General features: G+C 56.8%; 22 protein-coding genes and 1 pseudogene. 7 read left to right on the top strand and 16 right to left on the bottom strand.

All coding sequences use genetic code 11. The features are described 5' to 3' along the window. Positions 1 to 73: 73 nt before the first annotated feature. The 6 genes and pseudogenes from aroK to pilM all read right to left on the bottom strand — a co-directional run bounded on the left by aroK (position 74) and on the right by pilM (position 4,640). Positions 74 to 592 (bottom strand): shikimate kinase AroK, encoded by a 519-nt coding sequence (gene aroK / locus ACI7MX_RS03665; RefSeq protein WP_405584976.1) that lies wholly within the window; start codon positions 590 to 592, stop codon positions 74 to 76. A gap of 4 nt (positions 593 to 596) precedes the next feature. Next, positions 597 to 1,847: pseudogene (locus ACI7MX_RS03660) on the bottom strand (type IV pilus secretin PilQ); the annotation flags it as partial. A gap of 135 nt (positions 1,848 to 1,982) precedes the next feature. After that, a complete protein-coding gene (locus ACI7MX_RS03655; protein WP_314483669.1) occupies positions 1,983 to 2,510 on the bottom strand; it encodes a pilus assembly protein PilP in 528 nt (175 codons plus the stop codon). Further along, on the bottom strand, positions 2,507 to 3,127 hold the full coding sequence (locus ACI7MX_RS03650) for a type 4a pilus biogenesis protein PilO (RefSeq protein ID WP_405584973.1): 621 nt from the start codon (positions 3,125 to 3,127) through the stop codon (positions 2,507 to 2,509). The genes ACI7MX_RS03655 and ACI7MX_RS03650 overlap by 4 nt, the downstream gene beginning before the upstream one ends. Then, positions 3,127 to 3,696 carry a PilN domain-containing protein gene (locus ACI7MX_RS03645; protein WP_314483666.1) on the bottom strand — a complete coding sequence of 190 codons (570 nt, stop codon included), beginning with the start codon at positions 3,694 to 3,696 and terminating at the stop codon, positions 3,127 to 3,129. The genes ACI7MX_RS03650 and ACI7MX_RS03645 overlap by 1 nt, the downstream gene beginning before the upstream one ends. Then, positions 3,696 to 4,640, bottom strand: coding sequence for a type IV pilus assembly protein PilM (gene pilM, locus ACI7MX_RS03640; RefSeq protein ID WP_405584970.1), 945 nt, complete (start codon positions 4,638 to 4,640; stop codon positions 3,696 to 3,698). The genes ACI7MX_RS03645 and pilM overlap by 1 nt, the downstream gene beginning before the upstream one ends. Positions 4,641 to 4,846: 206 nt before the next feature. Here pilM and ACI7MX_RS03635 point away from each other — a divergent pair, with 206 nt between their 5' ends. Next, positions 4,847 to 7,270, top strand: a complete 2,424-nt coding sequence (locus tag ACI7MX_RS03635) for a penicillin-binding protein 1A (protein WP_405585345.1) — start codon at positions 4,847 to 4,849, stop codon at positions 7,268 to 7,270. Between the two features lie 48 nt (positions 7,271 to 7,318). Here the strand turns inward: ACI7MX_RS03635 and ACI7MX_RS03630 are convergent, their stop codons facing one another. The 8 genes from ACI7MX_RS03630 to rpmE all read right to left on the bottom strand — a co-directional run bounded on the left by ACI7MX_RS03630 (position 7,319) and on the right by rpmE (position 16,714). Further along, a complete protein-coding gene (locus ACI7MX_RS03630; protein ID WP_405584967.1) occupies positions 7,319 to 9,499 on the bottom strand; it encodes a lipase family protein in 2,181 nt (726 codons plus the stop codon). A 10-nt stretch (positions 9,500 to 9,509) separates the two neighbouring features. Next, on the bottom strand, positions 9,510 to 10,292 hold the full coding sequence (locus ACI7MX_RS03625; protein ID WP_405584964.1) for a hypothetical protein: 783 nt from the start codon (positions 10,290 to 10,292) through the stop codon (positions 9,510 to 9,512). Positions 10,293 to 10,297: 5 nt separating this feature from the next. Then, on the bottom strand, positions 10,298 to 11,071 hold the full coding sequence (locus tag ACI7MX_RS03620) for a hypothetical protein (RefSeq protein ID WP_405584962.1): 774 nt from the start codon (positions 11,069 to 11,071) through the stop codon (positions 10,298 to 10,300). Continuing rightward, complete coding sequence (locus ACI7MX_RS03615) at positions 11,068 to 11,922, bottom strand: DUF4123 domain-containing protein (protein WP_405584960.1); 855 nt, start codon at positions 11,920 to 11,922, stop codon at positions 11,068 to 11,070. The genes ACI7MX_RS03620 and ACI7MX_RS03615 overlap by 4 nt, the downstream gene beginning before the upstream one ends. Beyond that, positions 11,919 to 13,988 carry a type VI secretion system tip protein TssI/VgrG gene (tssI, locus tag ACI7MX_RS03610; protein ID WP_405584957.1) on the bottom strand — a complete coding sequence of 690 codons (2,070 nt, stop codon included), beginning with the start codon at positions 13,986 to 13,988 and terminating at the stop codon, positions 11,919 to 11,921. The genes ACI7MX_RS03615 and tssI overlap by 4 nt, the downstream gene beginning before the upstream one ends. A 192-nt stretch (positions 13,989 to 14,180) precedes the next feature. Next, on the bottom strand, positions 14,181 to 15,449 hold the full coding sequence (locus ACI7MX_RS03605; protein ID WP_405584954.1) for a malic enzyme-like NAD(P)-binding protein: 1,269 nt from the start codon (positions 15,447 to 15,449) through the stop codon (positions 14,181 to 14,183). Positions 15,450 to 15,629: 180 nt separating this feature from the next. Beyond that, entirely contained in the window at positions 15,630 to 16,457 is an 828-nt protein-coding gene (locus tag ACI7MX_RS03600; protein ID WP_405584951.1) for a thermonuclease family protein, read from the bottom strand. 5 nt (positions 16,458 to 16,462) lie between these two features. Next, on the bottom strand, positions 16,463 to 16,714 hold the full coding sequence (rpmE, locus tag ACI7MX_RS03595) for a 50S ribosomal protein L31 (protein WP_019825265.1): 252 nt from the start codon (positions 16,712 to 16,714) through the stop codon (positions 16,463 to 16,465). A gap of 219 nt (positions 16,715 to 16,933) precedes the next feature. Here rpmE and ACI7MX_RS03590 point away from each other — a divergent pair, with 219 nt between their 5' ends. The 6 genes from ACI7MX_RS03590 (at position 16,934) to ACI7MX_RS03565 (ending at position 24,464) form a co-directional block, all read left to right on the top strand. Further along, entirely contained in the window at positions 16,934 to 19,153 is a 2,220-nt protein-coding gene (locus ACI7MX_RS03590; protein ID WP_405584948.1) for a primosomal protein N', read from the top strand. 201 nt (positions 19,154 to 19,354) lie between these two features. After that, positions 19,355 to 21,091, top strand: a complete 1,737-nt coding sequence (argS, locus tag ACI7MX_RS03585; RefSeq protein ID WP_314488553.1) for an arginine--tRNA ligase — start codon at positions 19,355 to 19,357, stop codon at positions 21,089 to 21,091. 1 nt (position 21,092) lies between these two features. After that, a complete protein-coding gene (locus tag ACI7MX_RS03580) occupies positions 21,093 to 21,785 on the top strand; it encodes an SPOR domain-containing protein (protein WP_405584944.1) in 693 nt (230 codons plus the stop codon). A 187-nt stretch (positions 21,786 to 21,972) separates the two neighbouring features. Continuing rightward, complete coding sequence (gene hslV, locus ACI7MX_RS03575; RefSeq protein WP_122785209.1) at positions 21,973 to 22,503, top strand: ATP-dependent protease subunit HslV; 531 nt, start codon at positions 21,973 to 21,975, stop codon at positions 22,501 to 22,503. Between the two features lie 68 nt (positions 22,504 to 22,571). Continuing rightward, entirely contained in the window at positions 22,572 to 23,906 is a 1,335-nt protein-coding gene (hslU, locus tag ACI7MX_RS03570; RefSeq protein WP_405584940.1) for an ATP-dependent protease ATPase subunit HslU, read from the top strand. Positions 23,907 to 24,086: 180 nt separating this feature from the next. After that, positions 24,087 to 24,464, top strand: a complete 378-nt coding sequence (locus tag ACI7MX_RS03565; RefSeq protein WP_314488547.1) for a DUF971 domain-containing protein — start codon at positions 24,087 to 24,089, stop codon at positions 24,462 to 24,464. A 50-nt stretch (positions 24,465 to 24,514) separates the two neighbouring features. Here the strand turns inward: ACI7MX_RS03565 and ACI7MX_RS03560 are convergent, their stop codons facing one another. Together ACI7MX_RS03560 and ACI7MX_RS03555 are read right to left on the bottom strand one after the other, a co-directional pair. Continuing rightward, positions 24,515 to 25,234 (bottom strand): phasin family protein, encoded by a 720-nt coding sequence (locus ACI7MX_RS03560; protein ID WP_405584937.1) that lies wholly within the window; start codon positions 25,232 to 25,234, stop codon positions 24,515 to 24,517. A 191-nt stretch (positions 25,235 to 25,425) separates the two neighbouring features. After that, entirely contained in the window at positions 25,426 to 25,752 is a 327-nt protein-coding gene (locus ACI7MX_RS03555; protein ID WP_314488542.1) for a hypothetical protein, read from the bottom strand. Positions 25,753 to 25,878 lie beyond the last annotated feature (126 nt).

Genomic DNA, 25,878 nt, shown 5'->3' with positions numbered 1-25,878 from the left:
GGCAGGGGCGGCGCCGAGAATAGCGCATTTCGTATCGCACTTTAATGGCTTGTAGAGCGAAGCCGCGACTGAGTTAACGCGGCGCCAGTTGCGCCAGACGTTCGAGAATATCCAGCACCACCATGCGCGGCGGCCGCTCATCGGTTTCGACGATGATGTCGGCGATTTCCCGATAGAGCGGATCACGAATGGCCAGCAAGTCGCGCAGGATTTTCTCGGGGTTGGCGTTGCGCAGTAACGGCCTGTTACGGTCACGCGCGGTTCGGGCCACTTGCTGCTCGATAGACGCATGCAAATACACCACCCGCCCGCCTGCACGAAGCGCCAGCCGGTTTTCCGGGCGCATGACCGCGCCCCCTCCGGTAGCAAGCACCACGCCATCCGCGTTGCACAGTTCGGCAATCATTGCCGTTTCACGCTCGCGAAATCCCGGTTCGCCTTCTTTATCAAAGATCCACGGGATATTGGCACCGGTGCGCACTTCAATTTCCTTATCGGAATCTTTGAATGGCAGGTGCAACTCTTTAGCGAGTAAACGTCCGATGGTGCTTTTTCCAGCCCCCATTGGCCCAACAAGGATTAAATTTCGCACAGAATCAATGGCTCACAGCAATCGCCTGGTTGTTCATGATACGCGGAGTCAGGAACACCAGCAGTTCGGATTTTTTTTCGAGCACAGCATCTTTTCGGAAAAGCCGGCCAACATACGGCACATCGCCCAAAAATGGCACTTTATCTACCACTTTGCTTTGAGAATTTGAGAAAACACCCCCAATCACAATGGTTTCGCCATCTTTAACCAACACCTTCGCCTTGACCTCATTTTTTTTGATCGGCGGCACATCGTTGATCATGTTGAGGTAGTCGGGTTCGTCCTTGGTGACGATGACTTCCATGATGACGCTGTTGTCCGGAGTGATTTGTGGCGTGACCTGCAACGACAACGAGGCCTCCTTGAACGAGACCGAAGTGGCGCCGCTGCCACTGGTCTCTTGGTACGGGATTTCAGTGCCCTTGAGGATTTTGGCTGTTTCCTTGTCCGAGGTGACAACCTTGGGTTGAGAGATGATTTCGCCATTGCCGGTTTTCTCCATGGCGCTCAGCTCAAGATCCAGCAATACATTGTTGGTGATAAAGGCGATCCCCAACCCCGAGGCGTGGCCCTTGACGCCCATGTCGACAAACGGAGCGCTCACCTCGCCACCCTCCCCGGTGGCGGCAGGCGGCGCGCCAATGCCGCCAGCGCTCCATTTACCGCCTTTGTTCACTGCACCTCCCCAGCGCACGCCGAGGTTGCGCTCAAAGTCCACGCCCGCCTCAACAATACGGGCCTCAATCATCACCTGCCGCATCGGCACATCCAGTTGCGCCACGATGCGACGTAGCTCCTCCAGTTGCTCGGCCGACTGCAGTGCGATGATGTGATTGGTGCGTTCATCCACCGTGATCGAACCGCGGCCTTCGGCACCGGTCGAGTTGCCGGTGACAGACTGAAACAATTTGGCGATGTCGCCCGCCTTCGCATGGTTGACCTGCACCAACTCTCTTCGTAACGGCGCCAGGTCGGCCAGTTGATACTGCACCTCATGCGCCTGCCGATCGCGGGCGGCAATTTCGTCCAAGGGTGCAACCAGCAACACATTGCCCTCCATGCGCTTGCCCAAATCCTTGCTTTTAAGCACCACCTCCAGCGCCTGATCCCACGGCACGTCCTTCAGATTGAGTGTCATGTTGCCTTGCACGGTGTCGCTGACAATCAGATTGAATTCGGTGAAGTCGGCCAGCAACTGAAGCACCGTGCGCACCTCAATGTCCTGAAAGTTAAGCGAAATGGGTTCCCCTGCGTACAAGGGCTTCGCGGCTTCAATGGAGGGAGGCAAAAGAGGACTGGATGGCGCAAGCGCCAGTAACTGCTGTGAATTCAGCGCACTCCATAGCGCCAGTCCACAGACCGGGAAAATCCTTTTCATGGTGTATTTCCGTTAAGACTGCTGTTTTAGAGGGAGGGTCAGGGACCTTTCCAGCCAACCGCCCTGACCATCCGAAATCACTTCAAACACTTCAACGTGTGCTTTGTCGATCCAGGCAATCTGCCCGTTATTGCGCCCCACGTAATCGCCCACCTTCAAACGGTGTACAACCCCATTGGCGCGCAGCAGAGCATTGCTTTCCCTGTCATTGGACAGCGTGCCGACCAGCTCAAACTGTTCGAGGTCAAAGCCCTCCAGAAATGACCTGACACGGCTGTTGTCCACCCCATCCTCGACCAGGCTTGTTTGCCAACTCCCAACAGCGCCCTCACGCACCTGCTGAAACGGACTGCGCAGGTTCGCCGCGTCATAAACGAACACCGGCGGGCGCACGAGCGGTGGAACCGAAGCAATGGCAGGCCCTTCGTGATGTTGTGTCGCCTGCAAAAAGGCCTGTAATTGCGCCGTGCGCTGTGGGTCATCGCACCCGGCCAGGCAGGCGCACAAGCCCGCCATACACAGCCGAGATACCCGGATCATGGTGCAAGACCTGAGGTGGGGGTGTGGTAGGTCTTGGCCAGCAAGCTCATGCGCAGCCGACCATCGCCCGAAGTATTTAGAGGCACCAACGTGAAATCATGTGAGGTGACAAGGCGCGGCAGGCTCGAAAGGCTGCTCAGGAACAGGCCAACCTCGTGATAATGCCCAACCAGAGACAGTTGCAACGGCTGCTCGATGTAAAGCCCGTGCGTCACCGGCGCAGACCATTGCATCTGCTCGATCTGCAGGCCACTGGCCAGCCCCATACGGGAAATGTCATCCAGCAGCCCGGGGACTTCTGCTTGATGGGGCATGAGGGTCATGAACGCTTGATAGGCTTCTTCCAATGCCTGCACGTGCAGCGTGTAAGACGCGAGGGCCGGCAACGCCCTCGCCTTGGCCTCAAACTCAGTTTTCATGGCCACTTCAGCCCCACGCTGTCCTTCAAGCCGGGTCATCGACCCCTGAAGCACCAGCCAATACCCCAGCCCCAACAACACGCTCACCCAGGCCATTGCCACCAGCGCCTGATGCCTTGGCGACCAAGCCCCCGCCTGCCTCAACCCAAGATCCTGTAACTCAACACTGCGCAGACTATCCAGCCAGTGCGCCATCATTAAAGTTGCCCGCCCGCACGAACAGGATGGTGGGTCTGACCGACGGTCATCTGAAACCAGCGCTCCTGCGCACCAGCCGGCGCAGCCTCTGCTTTTACATCTATGAGCACGGGCGCTTCGAGCCAATGGGAGGCATCCAGATTGCGCATCAGCTCGGCCACAAGACTCGGGGACTGGGCAGTCCCGGTGATCACGATGATGCTATCGCTCATTTTTACGTCAGTGAAATACACGCCTTGCGGCAAGCTGCGGGCCAACTGCTCCAGAATGATGCCGTTGTCGGAGCGGCTGCCCTGAAGCGTCTCGATCGTTTGCATGCGTTCCAGCAATTGCTCACGGCGCACTTTTAGCTGGTCGATTTGCTCGGCTCGCCCATCCAGCTGCACGGTGGCACTTCGGATCAAGTCGTTGCGCATCAATTGCCGCTCAACGGCACGGTCGATGAACTGGTCAAGCGCATACAGCCCTGCCACCACGAGCACTGTCAGCGCCAGCAGCACCATCAAAAAACGCCGGTAACGCTGTTCGCGCAACATTGCCCGCCAAGGCAACAAGTTGATTCTCGCCATTAATCAAACCCCCTCAAGGCCAGGCCGCAGGCAGTCAACAACATTGGGGCATGACTGCACAAGGCCTGGGGGGCAACTGACGGGCTAATGTCCATGTGCACAAACGGATTGGCCAACTGAGTCGGCAGACCGAGTTGCGCTTGCAGCCACTCACTCAAACCCGCCTGTGCCGCGGCCGGGCCCGCCAAAATGACTGACTCTGCCCTGGGGCTGGCCGCTAACTGCTCAAGGCCGCGCCTGATGTGCTGCACGGCTGTGGTTTTGAAGGTGTCCAGATCCTGTACACCCTCGCCGAAGAGCAGCTCGCAAGCATCCATCACCCTGCCTTGGTGCAAAATGCTTAATCGCGAGGTAGGCGTGGCGAAATCGACCAAAGCCACGGCACCTGACGAAGACGCCATTGCGTCAATTCCTCGCACCTGAGCATGGGACTGCACCTCAATAACCTTGGCCTTGAGCCCCGCATGGCTCAACACGGCCTGATACCAGTCCAATGTCTCCATGCGGCACGCCACCAGCAGGACGCTCATCAGTTGCGGGTTCAAGGGGGAACGGCCTTGAACTTCGAAATCCAGCGCAGCGCTCTCCAGCGCATAAGGCACATGCTGCTCGGCTTCGAGGCGAACGTGCAGCTCCAGGTCGGTACCTGCAAGGCCTGCGTCCAGCTCAAGGTTTTTACAGATCAGTTGGCCGTCGGCCACCGCCACCACGGCATCGCGGGCGAGCATGGCCTGCTCGCCCAATACCCGAAGCAGCACCTGAGCGACACTTTTTGGATGAGTGCGGGTCTGATCATCTGCGGGCTGTGTGGGCAAGGGTTCAATGGCATAGCCGTGAAGCGTGAACCCGGTGTTCGTACGGCCCAATTCGACAATCGTGACAGCGTGGGCACTGATATCAATGCCGACACAACGGTGTCGGCGGGTGGTCAAAAATCCTGGCACTTTTATTTTCCCTAATGCATTCCGTGACTTACGGAGGGTAAAAATTGAGATCCGTTCAAAACCCGTTCTGACATGCGGTCCATGACGCCTATGAGCGAAAAATGCTTATAATGCCGGGCGTTTTTTTCCGCATTGTCGACCCGTCGCACCTGCGCACTGCCCTGACGTGCAAACCCATTTCTTAATCTGGAAATCCAAAAGCCTTGATTCGTCTGCTGAAGTTTTTCGGGTGGTCTTTCGTTGCTGTGTTCTGCGGGCTGTTGCTCGTGTTGAGCGGCGCGTTTCTCTATCTTAGTCCTGGCTTGCCGTCCGTAGAGTCGTTGAGAAGCATCCAGTTGCAGATTCCTTTGCGGGTCTTCACCAGCGACGGAAAATTGATCGCAGAGTTTGGCGAAATGCGCCGTTCTCCGATCAAGTTCGCCGACATTCCGCCCAATTTCATCAATGCCCTGCTTTCGGCAGAAGATGACAACTTCGCCAATCATTACGGGGTCGACCCCAGCAGCCTGATGCGTGCCGCTACCCAGCTGGTAAAAAGCGGACACATTCAATCAGGGGGCAGCACCATCACCATGCAGGTGGCGAAGAACTATTTCCTATCGAGTGAGCGGAGCTTTTCCCGCAAAACCAATGAAATTCTGTTGGCGCTGGAAATTGAACGCGAGCTGACCAAGGACGAAATCCTTGAGCTGTACGTGAACAAGATTTACCTGGGCAACCGGGCTTACGGCATCGAAGCGGCCGCACAGGTTTACTACGGCAAGTCGATCCGCGACCTCAGCCTGGCGCAGATGGCCATGATTGCCGGCCTGCCCAAAGCACCGTCGCGCTTTAACCCACTGGCCAACCCGGTGCGCAGCAAAGAGCGCCGCGACTGGATTCTGGGTCGCATGTACAAACTGGGCAAAATCGATCAGGCCAGCTACGAAGCGGCCATCGCTGAGCCGGTCGACGCCAGCTATCACGTGCCGACTCCGGAAGTCAGCGCGCCGTACATCGCCGAAATGGCCCGTGCAGAGATGGTCGGCCGCTATGGCAGCGAGGCTTACACCGAAGGCTACCGTGTGACCACCACCGTGCCGAGCAACCTGCAAGAGCTGGCCAACACCTCGGTTCACGAAGGGCTGATCACTTACGACCAGCGTCATGGCTACCGCGGCCCTGAATCCCGTTTGCCGGGCAAGACCCTGGCCGTGTGGACTCAAGAACTCGCCAAGCAGCGCCCCATCAGCGGTCTGGAACCGGCCATCGTGACCCAGGTCGACAAAGACGGCCTGCACGTGTTGACCCGCAACGGCGAAGGCCGTGTGGCCTGGAACACCATGAAATGGGCGCGCAAGTTCCTCAACACCAACAGCATGGGCCCGATGCCCAAGCAGCCTTCCGATGTGGCACAAGTGGGCGACCTGATTCGCGTGCAGCCTCAAGCCGATGGCAGCCTGAAATTCAGCCAAGTGCCGAACGTTCAAGGCGCGCTGGTTTCGCTTGATCCGGACAACGGTGCCATTCGCGCGCTGGTCGGTGGCTTCGCGTTTGAGCAAAGCAACTACAACCGGGCGATGCAGGCCAAGCGCCAACCCGGCTCAAGTTTCAAACCGTTTATCTACAGCGCAGCGCTGGACAACGGCTACACCGCCGCCACGCTGGTCAACGACGCCCCCATCGTGTTTGTCGACGAATACCTCGACAAGGTCTGGCGCCCGAAGAACGACACCAACACCTTCCTGGGCCCCATCCGTGTGCGCGAAGCGTTGTACAAGTCGCGCAACCTGGTCTCGATTCGCTTGCTGCAAAGCCTGGGCGTCGACCGCACCATCGACTACATCAGCAAGTTCGGTTTCAACAAACAGGACTTGCCGCGCAACCTGTCGCTGGCGCTGGGCACGGCTACCCTGACGCCGATGGAAATCGCCACCGGCTGGAGCACCTTCGCCAACGGCGGTTACAAAATCACACCGTACCTTGTGGACAAGATCGAAAGCCGCAACGGTGAGACGCTGTTTGTCGCCAACCCGCCCAGCGTGCCGAAAAATGACAACAAAGACGTGCCGCCAGAAGCCGCAGCGCTGACCATCGACACCATCAACGCTGCACCGGGCTTGCCGACAACCGAAACCCAGGCTGTGGCCGAACGCATCGTTGACGGGCGCACCACGTACATCCTGACCAGCATGCTGCAGGACGTGATCAAGCTGGGCACCGGTCGCCGCGCACTGGCCCTTGGCCGCACCGATCTGGCAGGCAAAACCGGTACCACCAACGAGTCCAAGGACGCCTGGTTCTCCGGCTACAACGCCGACTACGTGACCACCGTATGGACCGGTTTCGACCAGCCTGAAAGCCTGGGCCGCCGCGAATATGGCGGCACGGTCGCCCTGCCGATCTGGATGACCTACATGGCGGGCGCCCTCAAAGACAAACCGGCGCACACCCAAGCGGAGCCTGAAGGCATCCTCAGCCTGCGCATCGACCCAACCAGCGGCCGTATCGCCTCACCGGGTACACCGGGCGCCTACTTTGAACTGTTCAAAAGCGAAGACACGCCGCCGACCAGCAGCGAACTGGGCAATAATCCTGCACCGGGCAGCCCGTTGCCCGCTGATGACGGGGCACCCATCGACCTCTTTTGACCCTCAGAGCGGCAAGTCGCACTACACAGCGCGTGCGGCTTGCCCCACTTAAATATCGAGAATATCGCCGTAATACGGCCCGGTATTGCGGGCAAATCCCATGGACATATCAAACTCGGCCATCGACATGCCCAAGGGGGCCATGGCCAGTTGCACCGTGCGGGTGTTGTCGGCGTGGCCCAGCCAACGCTTGAGTGCTTCAGCCAGACGCTCAGGCTGCGCCGCGTGGGTGCCATAGACGTCCTGAGCCGAGACCACGCTGTAGGTCAACGAAGACAGGCGCTTGGCGGTCATTTGTATTTTTGACAGCTCTCGAGTCATGGCTTGAACGGTGGCCCGGGTGATCCGCGGAAAGGGGTCATTGGCCTCTTTGAGATGGCCGACCCGCTGTTTAAGCTGCTCCTCGACGCGTGACAGCATCAACCTCACCCACTCCACCTCACGATTGGTCACCCGTGGCCGGGCGCCCTCTTGTGCTTCTTGCCAGCGGCGCAGCGTGGCCCAGCAATTAGGCACGTAGCTGCTCACCATCGAATGATCACCCGCATCCAGCAACTGGCGCCCCAAACCATCGCGAACAGGCAGCCCTTCATATTGATCAAGGGCCATTGAGCAGGCGGCGTGCTCGGCCAATGTGTCGCAGCCGGGCACCCAGAGAATGTGGGAAACCTCATTTCCGCCAAAATTCACCCGCATGAAATGCTGCACACTCCCGTGGTGGGCGTACGGATCAGCGTCCATATTGATCATGCTGGCGACATACGCAATGAACTCCGCGGGCACATTCATAAAGCGAATCGCGGCGCCGTAATCAAATTCCGAAGGCTTAAACTTCATCCACGGCGCGGGCACACTGGGCACCGGGTCGTTGTGATTGACCATACGGTGATGGACGAGAGGTTTGGCGGCTTCGACAAAGGTTGAATCGCCCGCGCGGGGGGCGCCGTAGGTGTAGAGGAGAATGTCGTAGCGTTCAGGCATGCGACGCAGCATTTCAGAAAGAATCAGGGCGATGGCACCGCCGAGGCTATGGCCGCAGATCAACAGCTTTTGGCCCGTATAGAACTTATCGAGGTAATTGACTGCAAATTTCTTGGCAACTTGTGCTGCCTCATAAAACCCACGATGAACCGTTCCAACTCCCTCCTCAAAGAGAACTTGAAATGCATCAAGGTCTCGAAGCCCATCACGCCACATCTCACTGGTGCCCCGTATCACGATCAAGATAATTTCATCGCTATGCGTCGCAAACGCTTGAGTATCGGTGTCGACGGTATCGCCGCGATCATCGAGAAAATGGATTTTGATGGGACTATCCTGATCGGGCCCTAATTGTGGGTTATTTTTGGGGTATAGCGCAGGATCAAAAGGCACGATTTCAAAACGCTTGGAATACGCCACGTCTTCATAAAGAGGGTAATAGGCCTGAGTTTGGCCAGCATCGACTTTCCATATTTCCTTGAATTTGGCGAGCGAATCGGCAAACCAGTTGCCCGAACTCGGCTCTTCGGCAAAAGTGACAACCGGTACCCGTATGGGATGTTTGTCCGGGACCTGACCAAACGGGCAATAACTCAGCGTCGACATCAATGCCAACTGGTACAGGTTCAGCGCACAGAATTGCGGGTCCGTCGAAAGCATCGGGCGCAACGCACGCAGTGGCCGAACTTGAAGAACCGTGTGCCGATTACCCGCGATGCAGACGCCTCGCAGGCCGTGCTCCCCCATTAACCGACGGGCACCCGTACTGGGCGGGTAATGACGCTCAACCTCGGGCGGCAAATGTGACACATGCTCGACCAAGTCGCGGACTTCGACTTGGCAAAAGTCTGCGTCTGAAAACTGTGATTGGGGCAACTCCCGAGGGCGACTGCCGTCTTCATTGGCGTAATGGGTTTGTTCTGCTCTGACCTGGAGCGCAGTTATTTTTAACGGGTAATGGTCACGCTTCATCAACGAATCGTAAATATCATCCACACCCTGATAGAGCGATCCCATCGTCAATGCAAGAGGCCCGGCAAAATGGTTGGTTACTGTGCCCGTTGCCGTGTCACTCAAAAATCCAGTGTATTTGAACCCTTCACAATCTATAACTTCAAAAGACAACCCCGCATAGGAATCGCCTGCACCAAACTCATCCAACAACTGAAAGGTAGATTGCTCGTTTTGAACAGGGCATGAAAACATTCTATCTTTCAAATCAATGCCTACCGCATTAACGATACTCATAGAGATAGCCTCACTCAGTACATCCCGGATAGATAGTGCACTGTTTACCGTCAGCCATTATAAAGAGACTAAAATCCTGTGTGTTACCACGACAAAATGCGTATTGATCTTCAAACCCTTTTCCCATGCAACGCTTCCAACCATTAGGAAACTCAACCCATGTATCCCCCATATAGGGGCGCTCTTTTTTGGCCAGATCAAGTTTTAACCTCACCGTCTTTCCCGGTAATTGATCAGGTAAATACCCCGCCACCGGCCCGCCACGCGTTGCAGGGCGCCCGATATTGACATCCTTACAGTCGAGCAATTTTCGGAGCACCCGTGTTTTTCCGGAGGTTCTAAAACTCCATGAACACTCACCAAAAAATACACTTTCCCCTGCCTTATCAAATTTCTCAATATCTACTTCGTCCAGGCCTTCCTTAATAACGACTTGTGCGGTAGTCGTACCAAAATCTCGCCATGTATTGCCGTACACCGCATAGATATCCAACCTGATGTTATATACCACTAGAGGGCAGCCTTTACGGGTTCGACGAATCTCTATAACCGCGTCTGGCTCATAAGACTTCCACCACCGGTAGTTGAATGTCGGCGCTAAATTATCCTTCGTTGCCACCTCGCACGTCTCACCCGGCGCAGGCACGTAATACACCGCTGCCGAATATTTAAACCCCGGCGGCATATCGACCGTGAAGGTAAAGGTGTTGGGCTCCTTGAAATACCAATAAGCACTGAAAAGCCCAATCATAATAACCAAAACGCTAAGCGCGATAAACTTATACTTGGTCACGGCACTCACTCCGTACAACCCGGATAGATAGTGCACTGTTTGCCGTCAGCCATTATAAAATGACTAAAATCCTGTGTGTTACCACGACAAAATGCGTATTGATCCTCAAACCCTTTTCCCATGCAACGCTTCCAACCATTAGGAAACTCAACCCATGTATCACCCATAGAGGGACGCTCTTTATTGGACAATTTGAGTTTTAACCGCACCGTCTTTCCCGGTAATTTAGCTGGTAAATACCCAGCCACCGGCCTACCACGCGTTGCAGGGCGCCCGACATTGACATCCTTGCATTCGAGCGATTTCGCAATAACTCGTTTTACCCCATAAGTTCTAAAACTCCATGAGCACTCCCCAAAAAAAGTACTTTCTCCGGCATCACTGAAACTTTCTATATCTATCTGATCCAGCCCTTCTTTAATCACTACCTGAGCAGTTGTAGAACCAAAATCCCCTCTCTCCTTTCCATAAGCCGCAAATATATCTAACTTAATATTGTAAACAACCAACGGACACCCTTTGCGAGTCCTGCGAATTTCTATGACCGAGTCAGGGTTATAATCTTCGCGCCACCAATAATTAAAAACGGGGGCTAAATTATCCTTCGTTGCCACCTTGCACGTCTCGCCGGGCGCAGGCACGTAGTACACCGCTGCCTTATATTTAAACCCCGGCGGCATATCAACGGTGAAGGTAAAGGTGTTGGGTTCTTTAAAGTACCCATACGCAGCCGCCCCAATACCTGCTATCCCGGCACAAGCCACTATCCAGCGCTTCATGCTGCGCCCTTGCCTTGTAATAACTTCGCTTCTTTTGACACCCGCTTAAAGTGCGCACTGACTTCTTCGTGAGGGCGCGGATGCCATTGCACGGGCATTTCGAATTCAGGGGTGCTCAGGCTGCTGGCCAGTAACAACTCCAGCTGGTGGGGCGCGTGCCATCCCCACCCTTCGGCCGTTTCCCGTTGCTGGCGTAGCCAGGCGAAAGGGTCCCGGTGCTCGGCCAGTTGCAGGTAGGCGACTTGATGATGGGCCAGCAAAAAACGATGGGCGTTGGTTTCCCGTAGGCGCGCCCGTTGCTCGGGCGGCAAAGGCACTCGCAACCATTGAGCTTGCTCAGGCAAAGGGTGCTGCCCCGGGGTCGGGTTATCGGCGCTGAGCCAGTGTTCGCTTTGCCAGTAACACAGGCTAAAGGCTGGCCCCAGATACGCCGGCAGCTCTTCTGGCGACAAAAACGACACTGCCCTGCCCAGTACGCGGTTGTCGTGAAAGCGATAGATCCCTTGATCGGGCCGCTGCCCCACGAGAATGCGCTCGCGCCAATGCTGTACCAGTGCGGGAAAATCCTGCGCGGCGATGCTCACCAGCCAGCCCCAGTGACGTTCAGGGCTGTTTAACAGCTCGGTGATGGGTTGGGTGTCGCCGCTGTCGAGCATAATCAGAAAAGGCCCGACGCTGGCCAGTTCAGCGATAGGTGTCTGGCTGTAGAGGCTGCTGTAACGGTCATGGGCGCGGCCATTCAAGAGCGCCTTAAGCACCGGTTTCTGATCGAACGTGTCCAACATCAAGCACAGTTTATGACCGCGCTTACGCTGTACTTCTATCCATTGAACGGGTGATGGCAATTTCATTGCGCAACTCCATCAGGCACGCACAGGCCGTTTCGACAGGCCTCGCATAACGGGCAAAAGTCGGTACCGAGGGCATGTGATGCCGTCATCAAGGACAATTGCGAGGGGGCGATGTGCAGCGGCAGGGCTTGCGGGGGCAAGTCATGGGCGAATTGGCCCGGCAACAAGGGCATGGCAGGGACACCCCGCACTGGATTGCCGCCTTCCTGAATGGGGCTGCTGCTAAAAATACCGCTGGGGCCGATGACGAGATGCTGACCGCCCGCCATCAATGTGATGTTGGCCCCGGCGTCGAGGACAAACTGGGCGCCTGCCTCGATATGCACGTGCTGCCCGGCCTCGACTGTCATTACGTTGCCTACACGGGTATGGCTGCTGCCCGCGACGTGCAGGTGATCGCTGCCCTTGATGTGCACAGCGCGGTCGCTGGTGATCGTGAGGTGCTCCTCGGCCTGGAGCACGGTCACGCTGTCGCCGACCACTGTGACCTGGTGTTGACCCTCGATGTGTAGCTGGCTGTCGTGCTTGATGTGCTGCTTCATATCGCGCTGGGCGTGCACATAGATCAGCTCTTGCCCTTGGCGATCTTCGATGCGCAGTTCGTTGTGGCCTCTGCCGCCGGGGGTGCTGCGGCTGCGAAAGACGCTTTGGCTTTGTTCGGCGGGCAGGTCAAGCGGGACCGGGTTGATGCTATTGGCCAGGCACGCCGAAATAATCGGCAAATCTGGATCCCCTTCAATGTAATTCACCAGTACTTCCATGCCCACTCGGGGGATCGTCACGACCCCGTAGTAGTCCCCTGCCCAACTGGACGACACGCGCACCCAGCAACTGCTTTGCTCGTTTTCAATGCCGCTGCGGTCCCAGTGAAATTTCACCCGAACCCTGCCGAACTCATCACAGTGAATGTCTTCACCCACAGGCCCGGTCACGCGAGCGGACTGGCTGCCTGCAATGCGCTGTTTGGGGTAAATATCCTGCGACCGGTAGGTGAACTCTGCGGGGATAGCCTCAAAGGTATTGCGATAGCCCTGCGTCCACTCACCCGGCTCGCTGGGCGTGGAAACCCGGCCCGACTCTTCCAGAACCTGCGGTTGCTTACCCTCGTGATGAACGCGAGTCAGCAGCCAGCGGCAGTTCCAGTCCGCTCGCAGGTGTTCACTCATCTGTAAAAAGTGCCCACTGCTCAAGATCGCCTGATCGCTGCTGCCACGGGCCTGGTAATAACCGGTTTGGTGCTGCTCAAGGGCGATCTGGCATAGATGCTGGCCGCGGGCCTTGTCTTTGAAACCACCGGGGTAGGTGTAGCTTTCAAAGGGAGGCCCATTGAGTGGGCCACTGCTGTCAGCCTCAAGTGTGCGGCTGGCTGTCAGGAAGTCGTAATCACGTTGTACGGTGCGCTTGATGCAGTTGCTCACGCTCGCTGCGAAGTGATTGATTGACCGGCCTGCGGCCACCATGCCGTTCTTTTTGACGAAAGGCGTGACCTCTTTTAGCGGGGTAAACACCTGTTGCTTATCGCCAAACACCAAGAGGTGGCCGTCAGGCGAATGCTTGAAGTAATAGTGAAAACCCTCTTCAAAACACAAACGCTGAATAAAGTACAAATCAGACTCGCCGTATTGCACGCAGTACTCGCGAGGGCGTGAAGGTGAGAAGGCAGCAAAGGTGTAGGCATCGCTGTGAATGCCGTGCTCGCTCAACAGCTGTTCGATGATCTGCTGAACAGAGAGGTTCTGGAAAATCCGGTGATTGGTGCGGTACTCCAAGTAGGCCAGGCTGGGCACCAGGGTCAGGTCGTAGCGGGTCAGCCGGGCACCGGCGCTATGGCGTTTAACGCTGAGAATCTGCCCGTGAATACCGTTGAGATGCTCATCGAACGCCAGAAACGCGGTTTGGTGCATCAAGAGGTCGACGTCCAGTGTCGGGTGCTCGCTCACCAGCTCAAGCTCGAAGCAATAAGGTCTGCTGATCGCCTCATGACCGTTAAACGCTAACACCCGAAGCTCATGCGGGCAGCTTGGGATCGTCAAACTGAAACGGTGCTGGCGGGCTAATGCTGACATTCTGGATTCCCCCTTGATAAGGGAAGAACACTAACGGACAGACCGGCAGTCACGTTGTAGGGGGATTCTGAAACTTTAAAAGAAGTTGCTAGTTCGGTTCGGCGACCTGCGTAAACAGGGGTTCACAGGCGCACAAACCAAAAAGCCCCGACGCTTTTCAGCGCCGGGGCTTTGGAGTGACGCTAGACGGGGTTAGCCGTTGAACACGTCATCCACGCTTTTGAGCGGGTAGTTTTTCGGGTACGGCAGGGTCGCAACGCCGGTCTCGATGGCCGCTTTGGCCACCGCATCCGAGATCAGGGTGATCAGGCGCACATCCATCGGTTTCGGGATGATGTACTCACGACCGAATTCCAGTTTGATGCCGCCGTACGCGTCACACACTTCTTGTGGCACCGGCAGTTTGGCCAGTTCACGCAGTGCGTTGGCCGCTGCAATCTTCATTTCTTCGTTGATGCGCTTGGCGCGAACGTCCAGTGCACCACGGAAGATAAACGGGAAGCCCAATACGTTGTTGACCTGGTTCGGGTAGTCCGAACGGCCAGTGGCCATGATCACGTCGCTACGGGTGGCGTGAGCCAGCTCTGGCGAGATTTCCGGGTCCGGGTTCGAGCAGGCGAACACGATCGGGTTAGGCGCCATGCGCAGCAGGTTTTCTGCGCTCAGCAGGTTTGGACCTGACAGGCCAACAAACACGTCTGCGCCGTCCATGGCGTCAGCCAGGGTGCGTTTGTCAGTGGCGTGAGCGAAGACCGCTTTGTACTGGTTCAGGTCGTCCCGGCCAGAGTGGATCACGCCGGTACGGTCGATCATGTAGATGTTTTCAATCGTGGCGCCCATGCTCACCAGCAACTTCATGCAGGAGATGGCCGCAGCGCCAGCACCCAGGCAGACGATTTTGGCGTCGGACAGGGTTTTGCCAGCAATTTCCAGCGCGTTGATCATGCCGGCTGCCGTCACGATGGCGGTGCCGTGCTGGTCATCGTGGAACACCGGAATGTCGCACTGTTCGATCAGCGCACGCTCGATCTCAAAGCACTCAGGTGCCTTGATGTCTTCGAGGTTGATGCCGCCGAAGGTGATGGAGATGCGTTTAACGGTGTCAATAAAGGCTTGCGGGCTTTCGGCGTCAACTTCAATGTCGAATACGTCGATACCGGCAAAGCGCTTGAACAGAACGCCCTTGCCTTCCATCACAGGTTTGGAAGCCAACGGGCCGAGGTTACCCAGACCCAGAATGGCGGTGCCGTCAGAGATAACGGCGACCAGGTTGCCCTTGCCGGTGTATTTGTAGGCAAGTTCAGGGTCGCGGGCGATTTCGCGCACTGGTTCGGCTACACCCGGGCTATAGGCCAACGCGAGATCGCGGGCAGTAGCGGTAGGTTTGGTGAGCTCGACACTCAGTTTCCCTGGGCGGGGCTGGGCATGATATTCGAGAGCAGCGGTTTTCAAATCAGACATAAGGGCGTTCCGCTTTTTTACTGTTGGACAGACGGATCGCCGAGCATACGCGTGTCGCAAAGTCCCGACAAGACTGACCGGTCAGCAGTGTCAACCCCTTTGCCCTACGACTTTGGACCAAGACCCGCGCTGCGCAAGGGCTGGAGTGTCCACAATCACACTTTAAAATTGTCTACAATTTTATTCGGAAATGACCTGAAACATTCCTTGATGGGTCACGGGCAACATCCAACGCGCTTGCCCCGTTTTCAACCCGCCGCGCCGCGAACGATCCAACACCCAGCCACGCACCTCGACCTGCGCGCCCTGTAGCTTGCCGAGGGTTTTCTGATCCAAATGGCTTAAGTCATTGGGTGCAATGTGCACGACCAATCCGCCTTGCAAATCAATCCAAAGCCCACCGCGATTGCGCTGCACTTTGCTGACCTTACCCCCGACCACTGCAAAACCTGAGCGGGTAATGTTCTGGGCTGAGATAACCGGCGACTGCCGCCACAGGCCAATACCTTTCGTCCGGGCGCTGCGTTCGGCGGCTTGCTGACAGCCCAGCAACTCGACATTGGGAGCTATTGCGACCTGGTAGGCCAGGCCATCCGCCAACAGCTGCGCCTCAAGATTACTGCCATCTGCACCAAACACATGGGCCAGGGTTCGCCCGTAACGGTCTTTGGTCTGCTTGCCGGGCAGCAACCCTACGCGCCCGTCACTGAGCGCCACCAGGCTTTGCAGACGCTTGCGGGCGGCGTCCGCAAAAGGTTCGGCACTCTGGCCTTTTTTGCCGGTTTCAGGCGCGTTGAGGCCGATCATGCGCACGCTGCGACCATCCTTGAGGCGCAGGGTGTCGCCATCGACCACGCGCTCTACCTGTGCGTACGACACAGCCTGAGGTGCGGGGCACAGGGCTTGCGCCTGCCCTGTCGAAAGCCAGATTGCGGGCACAAAAAAGGCGCCCGCTAGGGACGCCTTTTTCAATAACCCGGCCAGACTCGAAAGGCTGCCCAAGGTCATCAGCCTTACTCGGCTGCTTTTTCTGCTTCTGCTGCTGGAGCGGCTGCTTTGGCGCCGAAAGCACCAAAACGAGTCTTGAAGCGATCAACACGACCGCCAATGTCCAGAGTTTTTTGCTTACCGGTGTAGAACGGGTGGCACTCGTTGCATACGTCAGTGCCCAGTGGTTTGCACAGGTTCGAACGAGTTTCGAACTTGTTGCCGCAGCTGCAAGTTACCAGGATTGTTTCGTACGCTGGATGGATATCGGCTTTCATGGGGTATTCCTCAGGCTAGCGTGCCGCCACTCAACACCATTGTTGAATACCGCACGTAAATTTAGGGCGCCGATAATACCAGACCTTTGCATTGACGCAAGCGCCCAAGCATGCTCCACCGGATTTCTTTCGTATTTGCCTGACATGGGTTTTAGTCCCCGCCCCCGTTGTCTGCTAGGCTCCGGGCCATCTTTGCCGTTCATCACTTGAGAGCCCCGCGTGCCCGACGCCATATTGCGCCTTGCCCTGCCTTCCCCCCTGCGCCGCCTGTTTGATTACCGGGCGCCTGCGGGCGTTCGACGCGAGCAATTGCAGCCCGGGATGCGCTTGCGGGTGCCGTTCGGCCGGCGCGAAATGATCGGCATTTTAGTCGAGGTGGTTGACCACAGCGACGTGCCAGCTGACAAGCTCAAGCCAGCCATCGCCCTGCTCGACGCGACGCCACCGCTGCCTGCTTCATTATTTAAGCTGTGCTTATGGACCTCGCAGTATTACCAGCACAGCTTGGGCGACACCCTGAGCTGGGCGCTGCCGGTTTTACTGCGCCAGGGCGAGCTGGCTGAAACCCGTCAGGAGCGCTTTTGGCAGATCGCCCCCGGTGCCAAGCTTGACGACCCGCGGGTGGCCCGCGCGCCGCGTCAGCGGGAAGCACTGGCAACGCTGGCCCAACATCCCCACGGTGTAGCGCATCAACTGCTGAGCAAATTGATGCTGAGCAAAGACAGCCTTGACCTGCTGCTGGCCAAAGGGCTGGTGACGGTTGAAGTACGCCGTCATGCGCCGAGTGAACGCCACGAGCACTGGCTGGCCCAGCCCGAGTTGCCGCTCAACGCCGAACAGCGGGCCGCCTACGAGGCCATTCGTGCCGGGTTCGATCACTTCCATGCTTTTTTATTGGCGGGTGTCACGGGCAGCGGCAAAACCGAAGTGTATTTACAGCTGATTCGCGAAACCCTGCAGGCTGGCAAACAGGCGCTGGTATTGATCCCGGAAATCAACCTCGGCCCGCAAACCCTGGCCCGTTTCGAGCAACGCTTCAATGCACGCATTGCACTGGTGCATTCGGCAGTCAACGACCGCGAACGGCTGGAAAGCTGGCTGGCCGCTCGAGATGGCGAGGCCGACATTATTATTGGTACACGTTCGGCGCTGTTCACCCCGATGAAAAACCCGGGCCTGATCATCATCGACGAAGAGCATGACGGTTCGTACAAGCAGCAGGAAGGCTTGCGCTATCACGCCCGTGACCTGGCGCTGGTGCGCGCCCGACAAGAAAACATACCGATTGTGCTCGGCTCTGCGACACCTTCACTTGAAAGCCTGCATAACGCCTACACGGGCCGCTATGGCTTGCTGCGTTTGAATGAGCGGGCAGGTGGCGCCAAACAGCCGCGCTTCCTTCGCCTTGATGTCAAAAGCCGCCCACTGGACAGCGGCATTTCCGGCCCGATGCAACAAGCCATCGGCCAAACCCTCGCCGCGGGCCAGCAAGTGCTGGTGTTTCTTAACCGACGCGGCTTTGCCCCGACTTTGTTGTGCCACGACTGCGGCTGGATGTCGGAGTGCCAACGCTGCGATGCCCGCATGACGGTCCATCAGCGCTCTAACGAGCTTCGCTGCCATCACTGCGGCTACGTCGAACGCGTGCCTCGCAACTGTCCGCAGTGCGGCAAAGTGGACTTGCGCCCTGTGGGTGCCGGCACCGAGCGCGCCGAAGAACGGCTGGGGATTTTGTTCCCTGACTACCCCGTGTTGCGGGTCGACCGCGACAGCACCTCGCGTAAAGACGCAATGAACCAGCTGTTTGCCACGATTCAAAAAGGCCAGCCGTGCATTTTGATCGGCACGCAAATGCTCGCCAAAGGCCATCACTTCCCCCGGGTTACGCTGGTGTCAATTCTGGACGCTGACGGCGGTTTGTTCTCGGGCGACTTTCGCGCCAGCGAGCGCATGGCCCAGCTTATCGTTCAGGTCGCAGGCCGTGCGGGGCGTGCTGAAGAACCGGGCAAGGTAATCATCCAGACCCATCTGGCCGACCATCCGCTGCTGATCCAGCTGACGGAGCAAGGCTACTTCGCTTTTGCCGAGCAAGCCTTGAGCGAACGTCGTGCCGCCGGCCTGCCGCCCTTTGCTCATCTGGCCCTGTTGCGCGCCGAAGCTCACAAACCGGGGCAAGCTGAAGGTTTTCTGGACGAAGCGTGCAGCGAGGCCGAGCGTTTGCTGAGCGAGCTAAATGTGACCGGTATCGAACTGCTCGGCCCCGTACCCGCACCGATGGAACGCCGCGCCGGGCGCTACCGTGCCCAACTGCTGCTTCAGGCCAATGCCCGGGCACCGCTGCATCGACTGCTCAACCAGTGGCTGCTGGTGCTGGAACAAATGCCCAGCGGCCGACAGGTACGCTGGTCGCTGGACGTGGACCCGGTCGATCTTTATTAGAGCTGCAAGCTGCAAGCTGCAAGCTGCAAGCTGCAAGCTGCAAGCTGCAAGCCAAAAGTTTGAAGCTTGCCGCGATGAATGAGCATTACTGCTTCAGCTTGCAGCTAAAAGCTTGAAGCTTGCGGCTATGAAAGCCGATAATCCACAGTTTTCCACCTGCGCACTAAAGCGCTACCGCGCTTGCGGTTGAAAGAGAAGACCATGAAAGACACCATTCGCCAGCTTATTCAACAAGCCCTGGATCAACTCGTCACAGAAGGTGTGTTGCCTGAAGGCCTGACGCCAGCGATTCAGGTGGAAAACGCCCGTGATAAAACTCACGGCGACTTCGCCAGCAACATCGCCATGATGCTGGCCAAGCCAGCCGGCATGAAGCCGCGTGACCTGGCTGAAAAAATCATCGCCGCTCTGCCGGCCGATGAGCAGATCAGCAAGACCGAAATCGCCGGCCCGGGCTTCCTGAACTTCTTCCAGAACACCCAAGCCCTGGCTTCGCGCCTCGATGCGGCACTGGCCGACGAGAAAATCGGCGTGCGCAAGGCGACACCCACCCTGCGCACCGTGGTCGACATGTCCGCGCCTAATCTGGCCAAAGAAATGCACGTGGGCCACCTGCGCTCGACCATCATTGGCGATGGCGTGGCACGGGTGCTGGAATTTCTCGGCGACGACGTCATTCGTCAAAACCACGTCGGCGACTGGGGCACCCAGTTCGGCATGCTGATGGCTTATCTGGAAGAGAACCCGATCACCAGCGACGAACTGTCTGATCTCGAAAACTTCTACCGTGCCGCTAAAAAGCGCTTCGACGAGTCGCCTGAATTCGCTGACCGCGCCCGCAGCCTGGTGGTCAAGCTGCAAGCCGGCGACCCCGATTGCCTGGCGCTGTGGACCAAGTTCAAAGATATTTCACTGTCGCATTGCCAAAAAATCTACGAGCAGTTGAACGTCAAATTGACCATGGCCGATGTGATGGGCGAAAGCGCCTATAACGACGACCTGATCAACGTCGTCAACGACCTCAAGGCCAAGGGCATGTTGGTCGAGAGCAACGGCGCCCAGTGCGTGTTCCTCGACGAATTCAAAAATGCTGAAGGCGAGCCATTGCCGGTGATTATCGTCAAGGCGGACGGCGGCTATCTGTATGCCACCACCGACCTTGCGGCCATTCGCTACCGCAGCGGCGTACTGAAAGCCGACCGCGCCCTGTACTTTGTCGACCAGCGCCAAGCCCTGCACTTCCAGCAAGTGTTCGCCGTCGCTCGCAAAGCCGGTTTCATTACCCACCCGATGGAAATGGAACACATGGGCTTCGGCACCATGAACGGCGCGGATGGTCGCCCGTTCAAAACCCGCGACGGTGGCACGGTCAAACTGATCGACCTGCTCAACGAAGCCAAAGAACGTGCTTACGCGCTGGTTAAAGAGAAGAACCCGGAGCTGGCCGAAGAAGAACTGCGTGCCATTGCCAAAGTGGTTGGCATTGGCGCTGTGAAATACGCTGACCTGTCCAAGCACCGCACCAGCGACTACAGCTTCAACTTCGACCTGATGTTGAACTTTGAAGGCAATACCGCCCCTTACCTGCTCTATGCCTACACCCGTGTAGCGGGCGTGTTCCGTAAGCTGGGCAAGCGCTTTGATGAAGTTGAAGGTCACATCATTCTTCAAGCACCGCAGGAACAAGAACTGGCAGCCAAATTGGCGCAGTTCGGCGAAGTCCTGAATCACGTTGCTGAAAAAGGCACCCCGCACACGCTGTGCACGTACCTGTACGAAGTGGCCGGCCTGTTCTCCAGTTTCTACGAGAACTGCCCGATCCTGAGCGCAGAAGACGAAGCACAGAAACAAAGCCGCCTGCGTTTGGCCGCTTTGTCGGGTCGCACCCTCAAGCAAGGCCTGGAACTGCTGGGCCTGGAAACTCTGGAGCGCATGTAAGTTGGCCGCTAAAAAGAAGCCTGTACCCAAGCGAGGCGCCAGCCGGTATCAGGCGCCCGCCAAACAGCCCATTCCGGGTTGGTTGTGGATGGCTATCGGCCTCACGGTGGGCGCCTTTATTGTGTTCTTGATGAAACTCGAACCCGGTAAGGGCGACGACGTCAAACGGGTCAAGCAAGAGCAGCAAAAGGCCTCACAAGTCGCGCAAGCCAATAAAACGGCACCAAGCCCGACCCAGCCGGCCAAGCCCAAGTACGATTTCTACACCTTGTTGCCCGAATCAGAAGTGATCGTGCCGCCCGATGCCGTGCCGGAAAAAACCCCGCCCACGCCGCAAACGGCGCCCGTGGCTCCAGTCACTCCTGCCGAGGCCGCGAAAATCGACACGGCCCGCGCCCAGGCTGCTCTGAGCGGCGTCACACCACCCCCGGCGCCTCCTGTGATAAAAGCGGCACCCGTCACCAAGTTCTTCCTGCAAGCGGGCTCATTCCGCAAACAGGCCGATGCTGAACGGGTACGTGCGCAAATCATCTTGTTGGGGCAAACCGCCACCGTGGAAGCTGGCACCGTCAAGGATGAAACCTGGTACCGCGTACTGGTCGGGCCGTTCACCAACCGCGACCAACTGACCGTTGCTCAAAAGCAACTGGCCGGCAGCGGGTTTAATAATTTGCTGTTGCAACAGCGCCGCTAAAAACGCTCACAGGCTCGCCTCTACAGAGATGCATGGATGCTGTAGAAGCGAGCTTGCTTGCGATGCTTTATTCCCTCCCCGTCTTGCTCCACTCATCTACATTCCCTCCCCGCGGTTGAAAAAACGACTACAACCCCCATATGTATTTCCATCAGGCATTTTCGCCCCGCTGCGTGGAGACTCTCCCTTGACCACCATCGTTTCAGTACGCCGTCACGGCAAAGTCGTCATGGCTGGCGACGGCCAGGTTTCCCTTGGCAATACCGTGATGAAAGGCAACGCGAAAAAAGTTCGTCGCCTCTATCACGGCCAGGTTATCGCTGGCTTTGCCGGTGCGACCGCCGATGCATTCACCTTGTTCGAACGCTTTGAAGGCCAGCTTGAGAAACATCAAGGCCATCTGGTTCGTGCTGCTGTCGAGTTAGCCAAAGAATGGCGTACCGACCGCTCACTGAGCCGCCTGGAAGCCATGTTGGCGGTTGCCAACAAAGATGCGTCGTTAATCATCACCGGCAACGGTGACGTGGTTGAGCCCGAAGACGGCTTGATCGCAATGGGTTCTGGCGGTGCTTTTGCCCAAGCGGCAGCCCGCGCCCTGTTGATGAAAACCGACCTTTCGGCCCGCGAAATCGCCGAAACCGCACTCGGGATCGCGGGCGACATCTGCGTATTCACTAACCACAACATCACTATCGAGGAGCAGGACCTCGCTAATTAAGACGCCTGCCGGGCCGGTCTGCCAGCCCGTTTGTGACCCTTACTTTAGCTAGAGGAACGCCAACTACCATGTCCATGACTCCCCGCGAAATTGTCCACGAACTCAATCGTCATATCATCGGCCAGGACGACGCCAAACGCGCCGTTGCTATCGCCCTGCGTAACCGCTGGCGCCGGATGCAACTGCCCGAAGAGTTGCGGGTTGAAGTGACGCCAAAAAACATTCTGATGATCGGCCCGACCGGTGTCGGTAAAACCGAAATCGCACGTCGCCTGGCCAAGCTGGCCAACGCACCGTTCATCAAAGTGGAAGCCACCAAGTTCACTGAAGTCGGCTATGTCGGCCGCGACGTCGAGTCGATCATTCGTGATCTGGCAGATGCCGCCATAAAACTGCTGCGCGAACAAGAAATCGTCAAAGTTCGCCACCGTGCTGAAGAAGCGGCTGAAGAGCGCATCCTCGATGCCCTGCTGCCACCGCCTCGCACCTTTGGTGAAGAAGCTGCAGTGCCACAGGATTCCAACACGCGTCAGCTGTTCCGCAAACGCCTGCGTGAAGGTCAGTTGGACGACAAAGAAATCGAAATCGAAGTGGCTGACGTCGCCGGTGTCGATATTTCTGCGCCGCCTGGCATGGAAGAAATGACCAACCAGTTGCAAAACCTGTTTGCCAACATGGGCAAAGGCAAGCGCAAAAACCGCAAGCTGAAAGTCAAAGAAGCCCTGAAATTGGTGCGTGACGAAGAAGCCAGCCGCCTGGTTAACGATGAAGAACTCAAAGCCAAAGCCCTGGAAGCCGTAGAGCAACACGGCATTGTGTTTATTGATGAAATCGACAAAGTGGCCAAACGCGGCAATGTTGGCGGTGCCGATGTATCCCGCGAAGGCGTCCAGCGCGACCTGCTGCCGCTGATCGAGGGCTGCACCGTCAACACCAAACTGGGCATGGTCAAAACCGACCATATCCTGTTCATCGCATCAGGGGCTTTCCACCTGAGCAAACCAAGCGATCTGGTGCCTGAGCTGCAAGGCCGTCTGCCGATCCGCGTTGAACTCAAAGCCTTGTCGCCTGAAGACTTCGAGCGCATTCTCAGCGAGCCGCATGCCTCTTTGACCGAGCAATACCGCGAGCTGCTCAAGACCGAAGGTTTGAACATCGAGTTCATGCCTGAAGGCATCAAGCGCTTGGCGGAAATTGCCTGGCAGGTTAACGAGAAAACCGAAAACATCGGGGCCCGCCGCCTGCACACGCTGCTTGAGCGTCTGCTCGAAGAGGTGTCGTTCAGTGCCGGTGATATCGCCAGCGCTCAACAAGAAGAGCCGATTCGCATCGATGCAGAGTATGTGAACAGCCATTTGGGTGAACTGGCCGAGAACGAAGACCTCTCGCGCTACATCTTGTAAGCCTCTGCCTGCAAGGGTGTACACAGCACTTGTAGCCGCTGCGAGGGCTGCGATAAGGCTAAAAAGCCTTCAGTGATCTCTGGATCCTGCGCCGACACAGTCGACGATCGCAACCTGCGTCAGCGGCTACTGTGTTTGTGCATGGGCTAAAGGCACATTAACTCTGACGGACCTACGGCAATGACCAAGCTTCCTACAGCTATCAAACTGCACAAAGTCTCTAAAACCCTCTCGCTCACCTATGGGCCAGACGAGGTTTACACCTTGCCTGCCGAGTTTTTGCGTGTGCATTCGCCGTCTGCCGAAGTTCAGGGTCACGGCAATCCGATCCTGCAATACGGCAAAATCAATGTCGGCTTGAGCAAGGTCGAACCTGCGGGTCAATACGCGCTCAAACTCACCTTTGATGACGGCCATGACAGCGGCTTATTTACATGGGATTACCTTTATGAACTGGGTAAACGCCAAGACGCTTTATGGGCGGATTATCTGGAAGAACTGAAAAAAGCCGGCAAATCGAGGGACCCAGCTGTCTCTGTTGTGAAGTTGATGCTGTAAGCACCCGATATCAGGGGCCATCGAACACAGCCAAGCCAAGGCAAACCCCGTCAGCTTGATGTTTTTTCATCTGAAGGCGTGACCGTTGCCGGGGTCGCTTTGGATGTGGTGGATTTTTTGCGGGTAGCGGGCTTTTTAGTCACCGCTTTGGCAGCAGCAGGTTTCGCTGGAGCAGGCTTGCTGGGGGCTATAGGCGCCTTGGCGGCCGGTTTGGCGGCAGGCTTCTGCGCAGCAGGTTTTGCAGCAGCAGGTTTAGCCGGCGCGGTTGCGCGACTCGCGGGTTTGACAACCGACTTGGCGGCCGCAGGCTTGGCCGCTACTTTGACGGGGGCAGGCTTGCTCACGGCAGGTGATTTGCTCGCCGCTACTTTTGCAGCAGCGGCAGTGAGCTTTTCAATGTGATGGGTGAGCGTCTCAACCTTCGCGTGCAGTGCTTTCACTTCCTCACGACTGGGCACGCCCAAACGTGAAATGGCACTGTTCAGACGCTTATCGAATGCCTCTTCCAATTCGCTCCACTTACCCAATGCCAACTCTTTAACGTCGTCCACTTTAGAGCGTGTTGATGGCTTTGCCGTTTTGGGTTCGTTTGCCTGGGTCAGCTTCTCTGCCTTTTCACCCTCTTTGACCAGACTGTCGAACAGGCCGCTACCGTCTGTATCAATTTTTGAATAGACCCCCAAACCCGCCAACCAGATTTTTCGGGAATACTCTTCAACTTTACCTACCCATGAAGGACTTTGGTGTGCAGTCGGTTTTTTAGCAGCCATCGTATTCCCCTTTATGCCCAATGGTGACGTCGATCAGCCAAGGTGGCCACTCGCCAAGATGAACATGGCGTTCACCTTAGTCAGGCTTAGACGCAAAATGCTCGCGATTCAAGCTTGAAACTCTGTTTATCGGTGAAGATTCAAAAAACTCCGCCTACAGCAGAAATAGATGACGCCACCCAATGCAACATTCAGGCGGAGGTTTTCACCTTGCCCTGTTGGAACTCCCCGTCCATCAAGTCAGTGATCTCACTTTCAAAGCTCCAGGCTTCAGCTTGCGCCAAGGGCCCGTAGGTCATAAATATAACGCTATTCATATAGACCAGAATCTTCCCAAACTCTGCACCCTCGGAGTCATGAATTAAAAATTCCACTGTGTTTTCGGTCTTCACTTCCTCTCGATACCTAAGAGGCTCGTTGGCAGCGATGAATAGTTGCACGACACGCTCGGCTTTTTTCCGTGCAACTGCGTGACTGATTTCAGAAGTACGTGCAACTGTAAAAATATAATTAGACATTCCCACTCCTTAAAGGAAAACCGTCAGACACACGCGCTAAAAAAGTGCGCCTTATAAAAAGGCGACACTTTAATTGACGCTTAAGCAAACCTGTTAGCTGTTGATCCTTTCGCTAACAGCCGTCAC

The organism is Pseudomonas sp. 2024-210 (assembly GCF_045062345.1).
GTDB lineage: Bacteria > Pseudomonadota > Gammaproteobacteria > Pseudomonadales > Pseudomonadaceae > Aquipseudomonas.
This window is presented reverse-complemented; position numbering and strand designations above follow the sequence as displayed.

Excerpts from the sequence above, each read along its gene's own strand:
- ACI7MX_RS03655 (WP_314483669.1), bottom strand. The coding sequence starts at position 2,510 with ATGATCCGGGTATCTCGGCTGTGTATGGCGGGCTTGTGCGCCTGCCTG.
- ACI7MX_RS03650 (WP_405584973.1), bottom strand. The coding sequence starts at position 3,127 with ATGATGGCGCACTGGCTGGATAGTCTGCGCAGTGTTGAGTTACAGGAT.
- ACI7MX_RS03645 (WP_314483666.1), bottom strand. The coding sequence starts at position 3,696 with ATGGCGAGAATCAACTTGTTGCCTTGGCGGGCAATGTTGCGCGAACAG.
- ACI7MX_RS03630 (WP_405584967.1), bottom strand. The coding sequence starts at position 9,499 with ATGAGTATCGTTAATGCGGTAGGCATTGATTTGAAAGATAGAATGTTT.
- ACI7MX_RS03620 (WP_405584962.1), bottom strand. The coding sequence starts at position 11,071 with ATGAAGCGCTGGATAGTGGCTTGTGCCGGGATAGCAGGTATTGGGGCG.
- ACI7MX_RS03615 (WP_405584960.1), bottom strand. The coding sequence starts at position 11,922 with ATGAAATTGCCATCACCCGTTCAATGGATAGAAGTACAGCGTAAGCGC.
- tssI (WP_405584957.1), bottom strand. The coding sequence starts at position 13,988 with ATGTCAGCATTAGCCCGCCAGCACCGTTTCAGTTTGACGATCCCAAGC.
- ACI7MX_RS03605 (WP_405584954.1), bottom strand. The coding sequence starts at position 15,449 with ATGTCTGATTTGAAAACCGCTGCTCTCGAATATCATGCCCAGCCCCGC.
- ACI7MX_RS03600 (WP_405584951.1), bottom strand. The coding sequence starts at position 16,457 with ATGACCTTGGGCAGCCTTTCGAGTCTGGCCGGGTTATTGAAAAAGGCG.
- rpmE (WP_019825265.1), bottom strand. The coding sequence starts at position 16,714 with ATGAAAGCCGATATCCATCCAGCGTACGAAACAATCCTGGTAACTTGC.
- argS (WP_314488553.1), top strand. The coding sequence starts at position 19,355 with ATGAAAGACACCATTCGCCAGCTTATTCAACAAGCCCTGGATCAACTC.
- hslU (WP_405584940.1), top strand. The coding sequence starts at position 22,572 with ATGTCCATGACTCCCCGCGAAATTGTCCACGAACTCAATCGTCATATC.
- ACI7MX_RS03565 (WP_314488547.1), top strand. The coding sequence starts at position 24,087 with ATGACCAAGCTTCCTACAGCTATCAAACTGCACAAAGTCTCTAAAACC.
- ACI7MX_RS03560 (WP_405584937.1), bottom strand. The coding sequence starts at position 25,234 with ATGGCTGCTAAAAAACCGACTGCACACCAAAGTCCTTCATGGGTAGGT.
- ACI7MX_RS03555 (WP_314488542.1), bottom strand. The coding sequence starts at position 25,752 with ATGTCTAATTATATTTTTACAGTTGCACGTACTTCTGAAATCAGTCAC.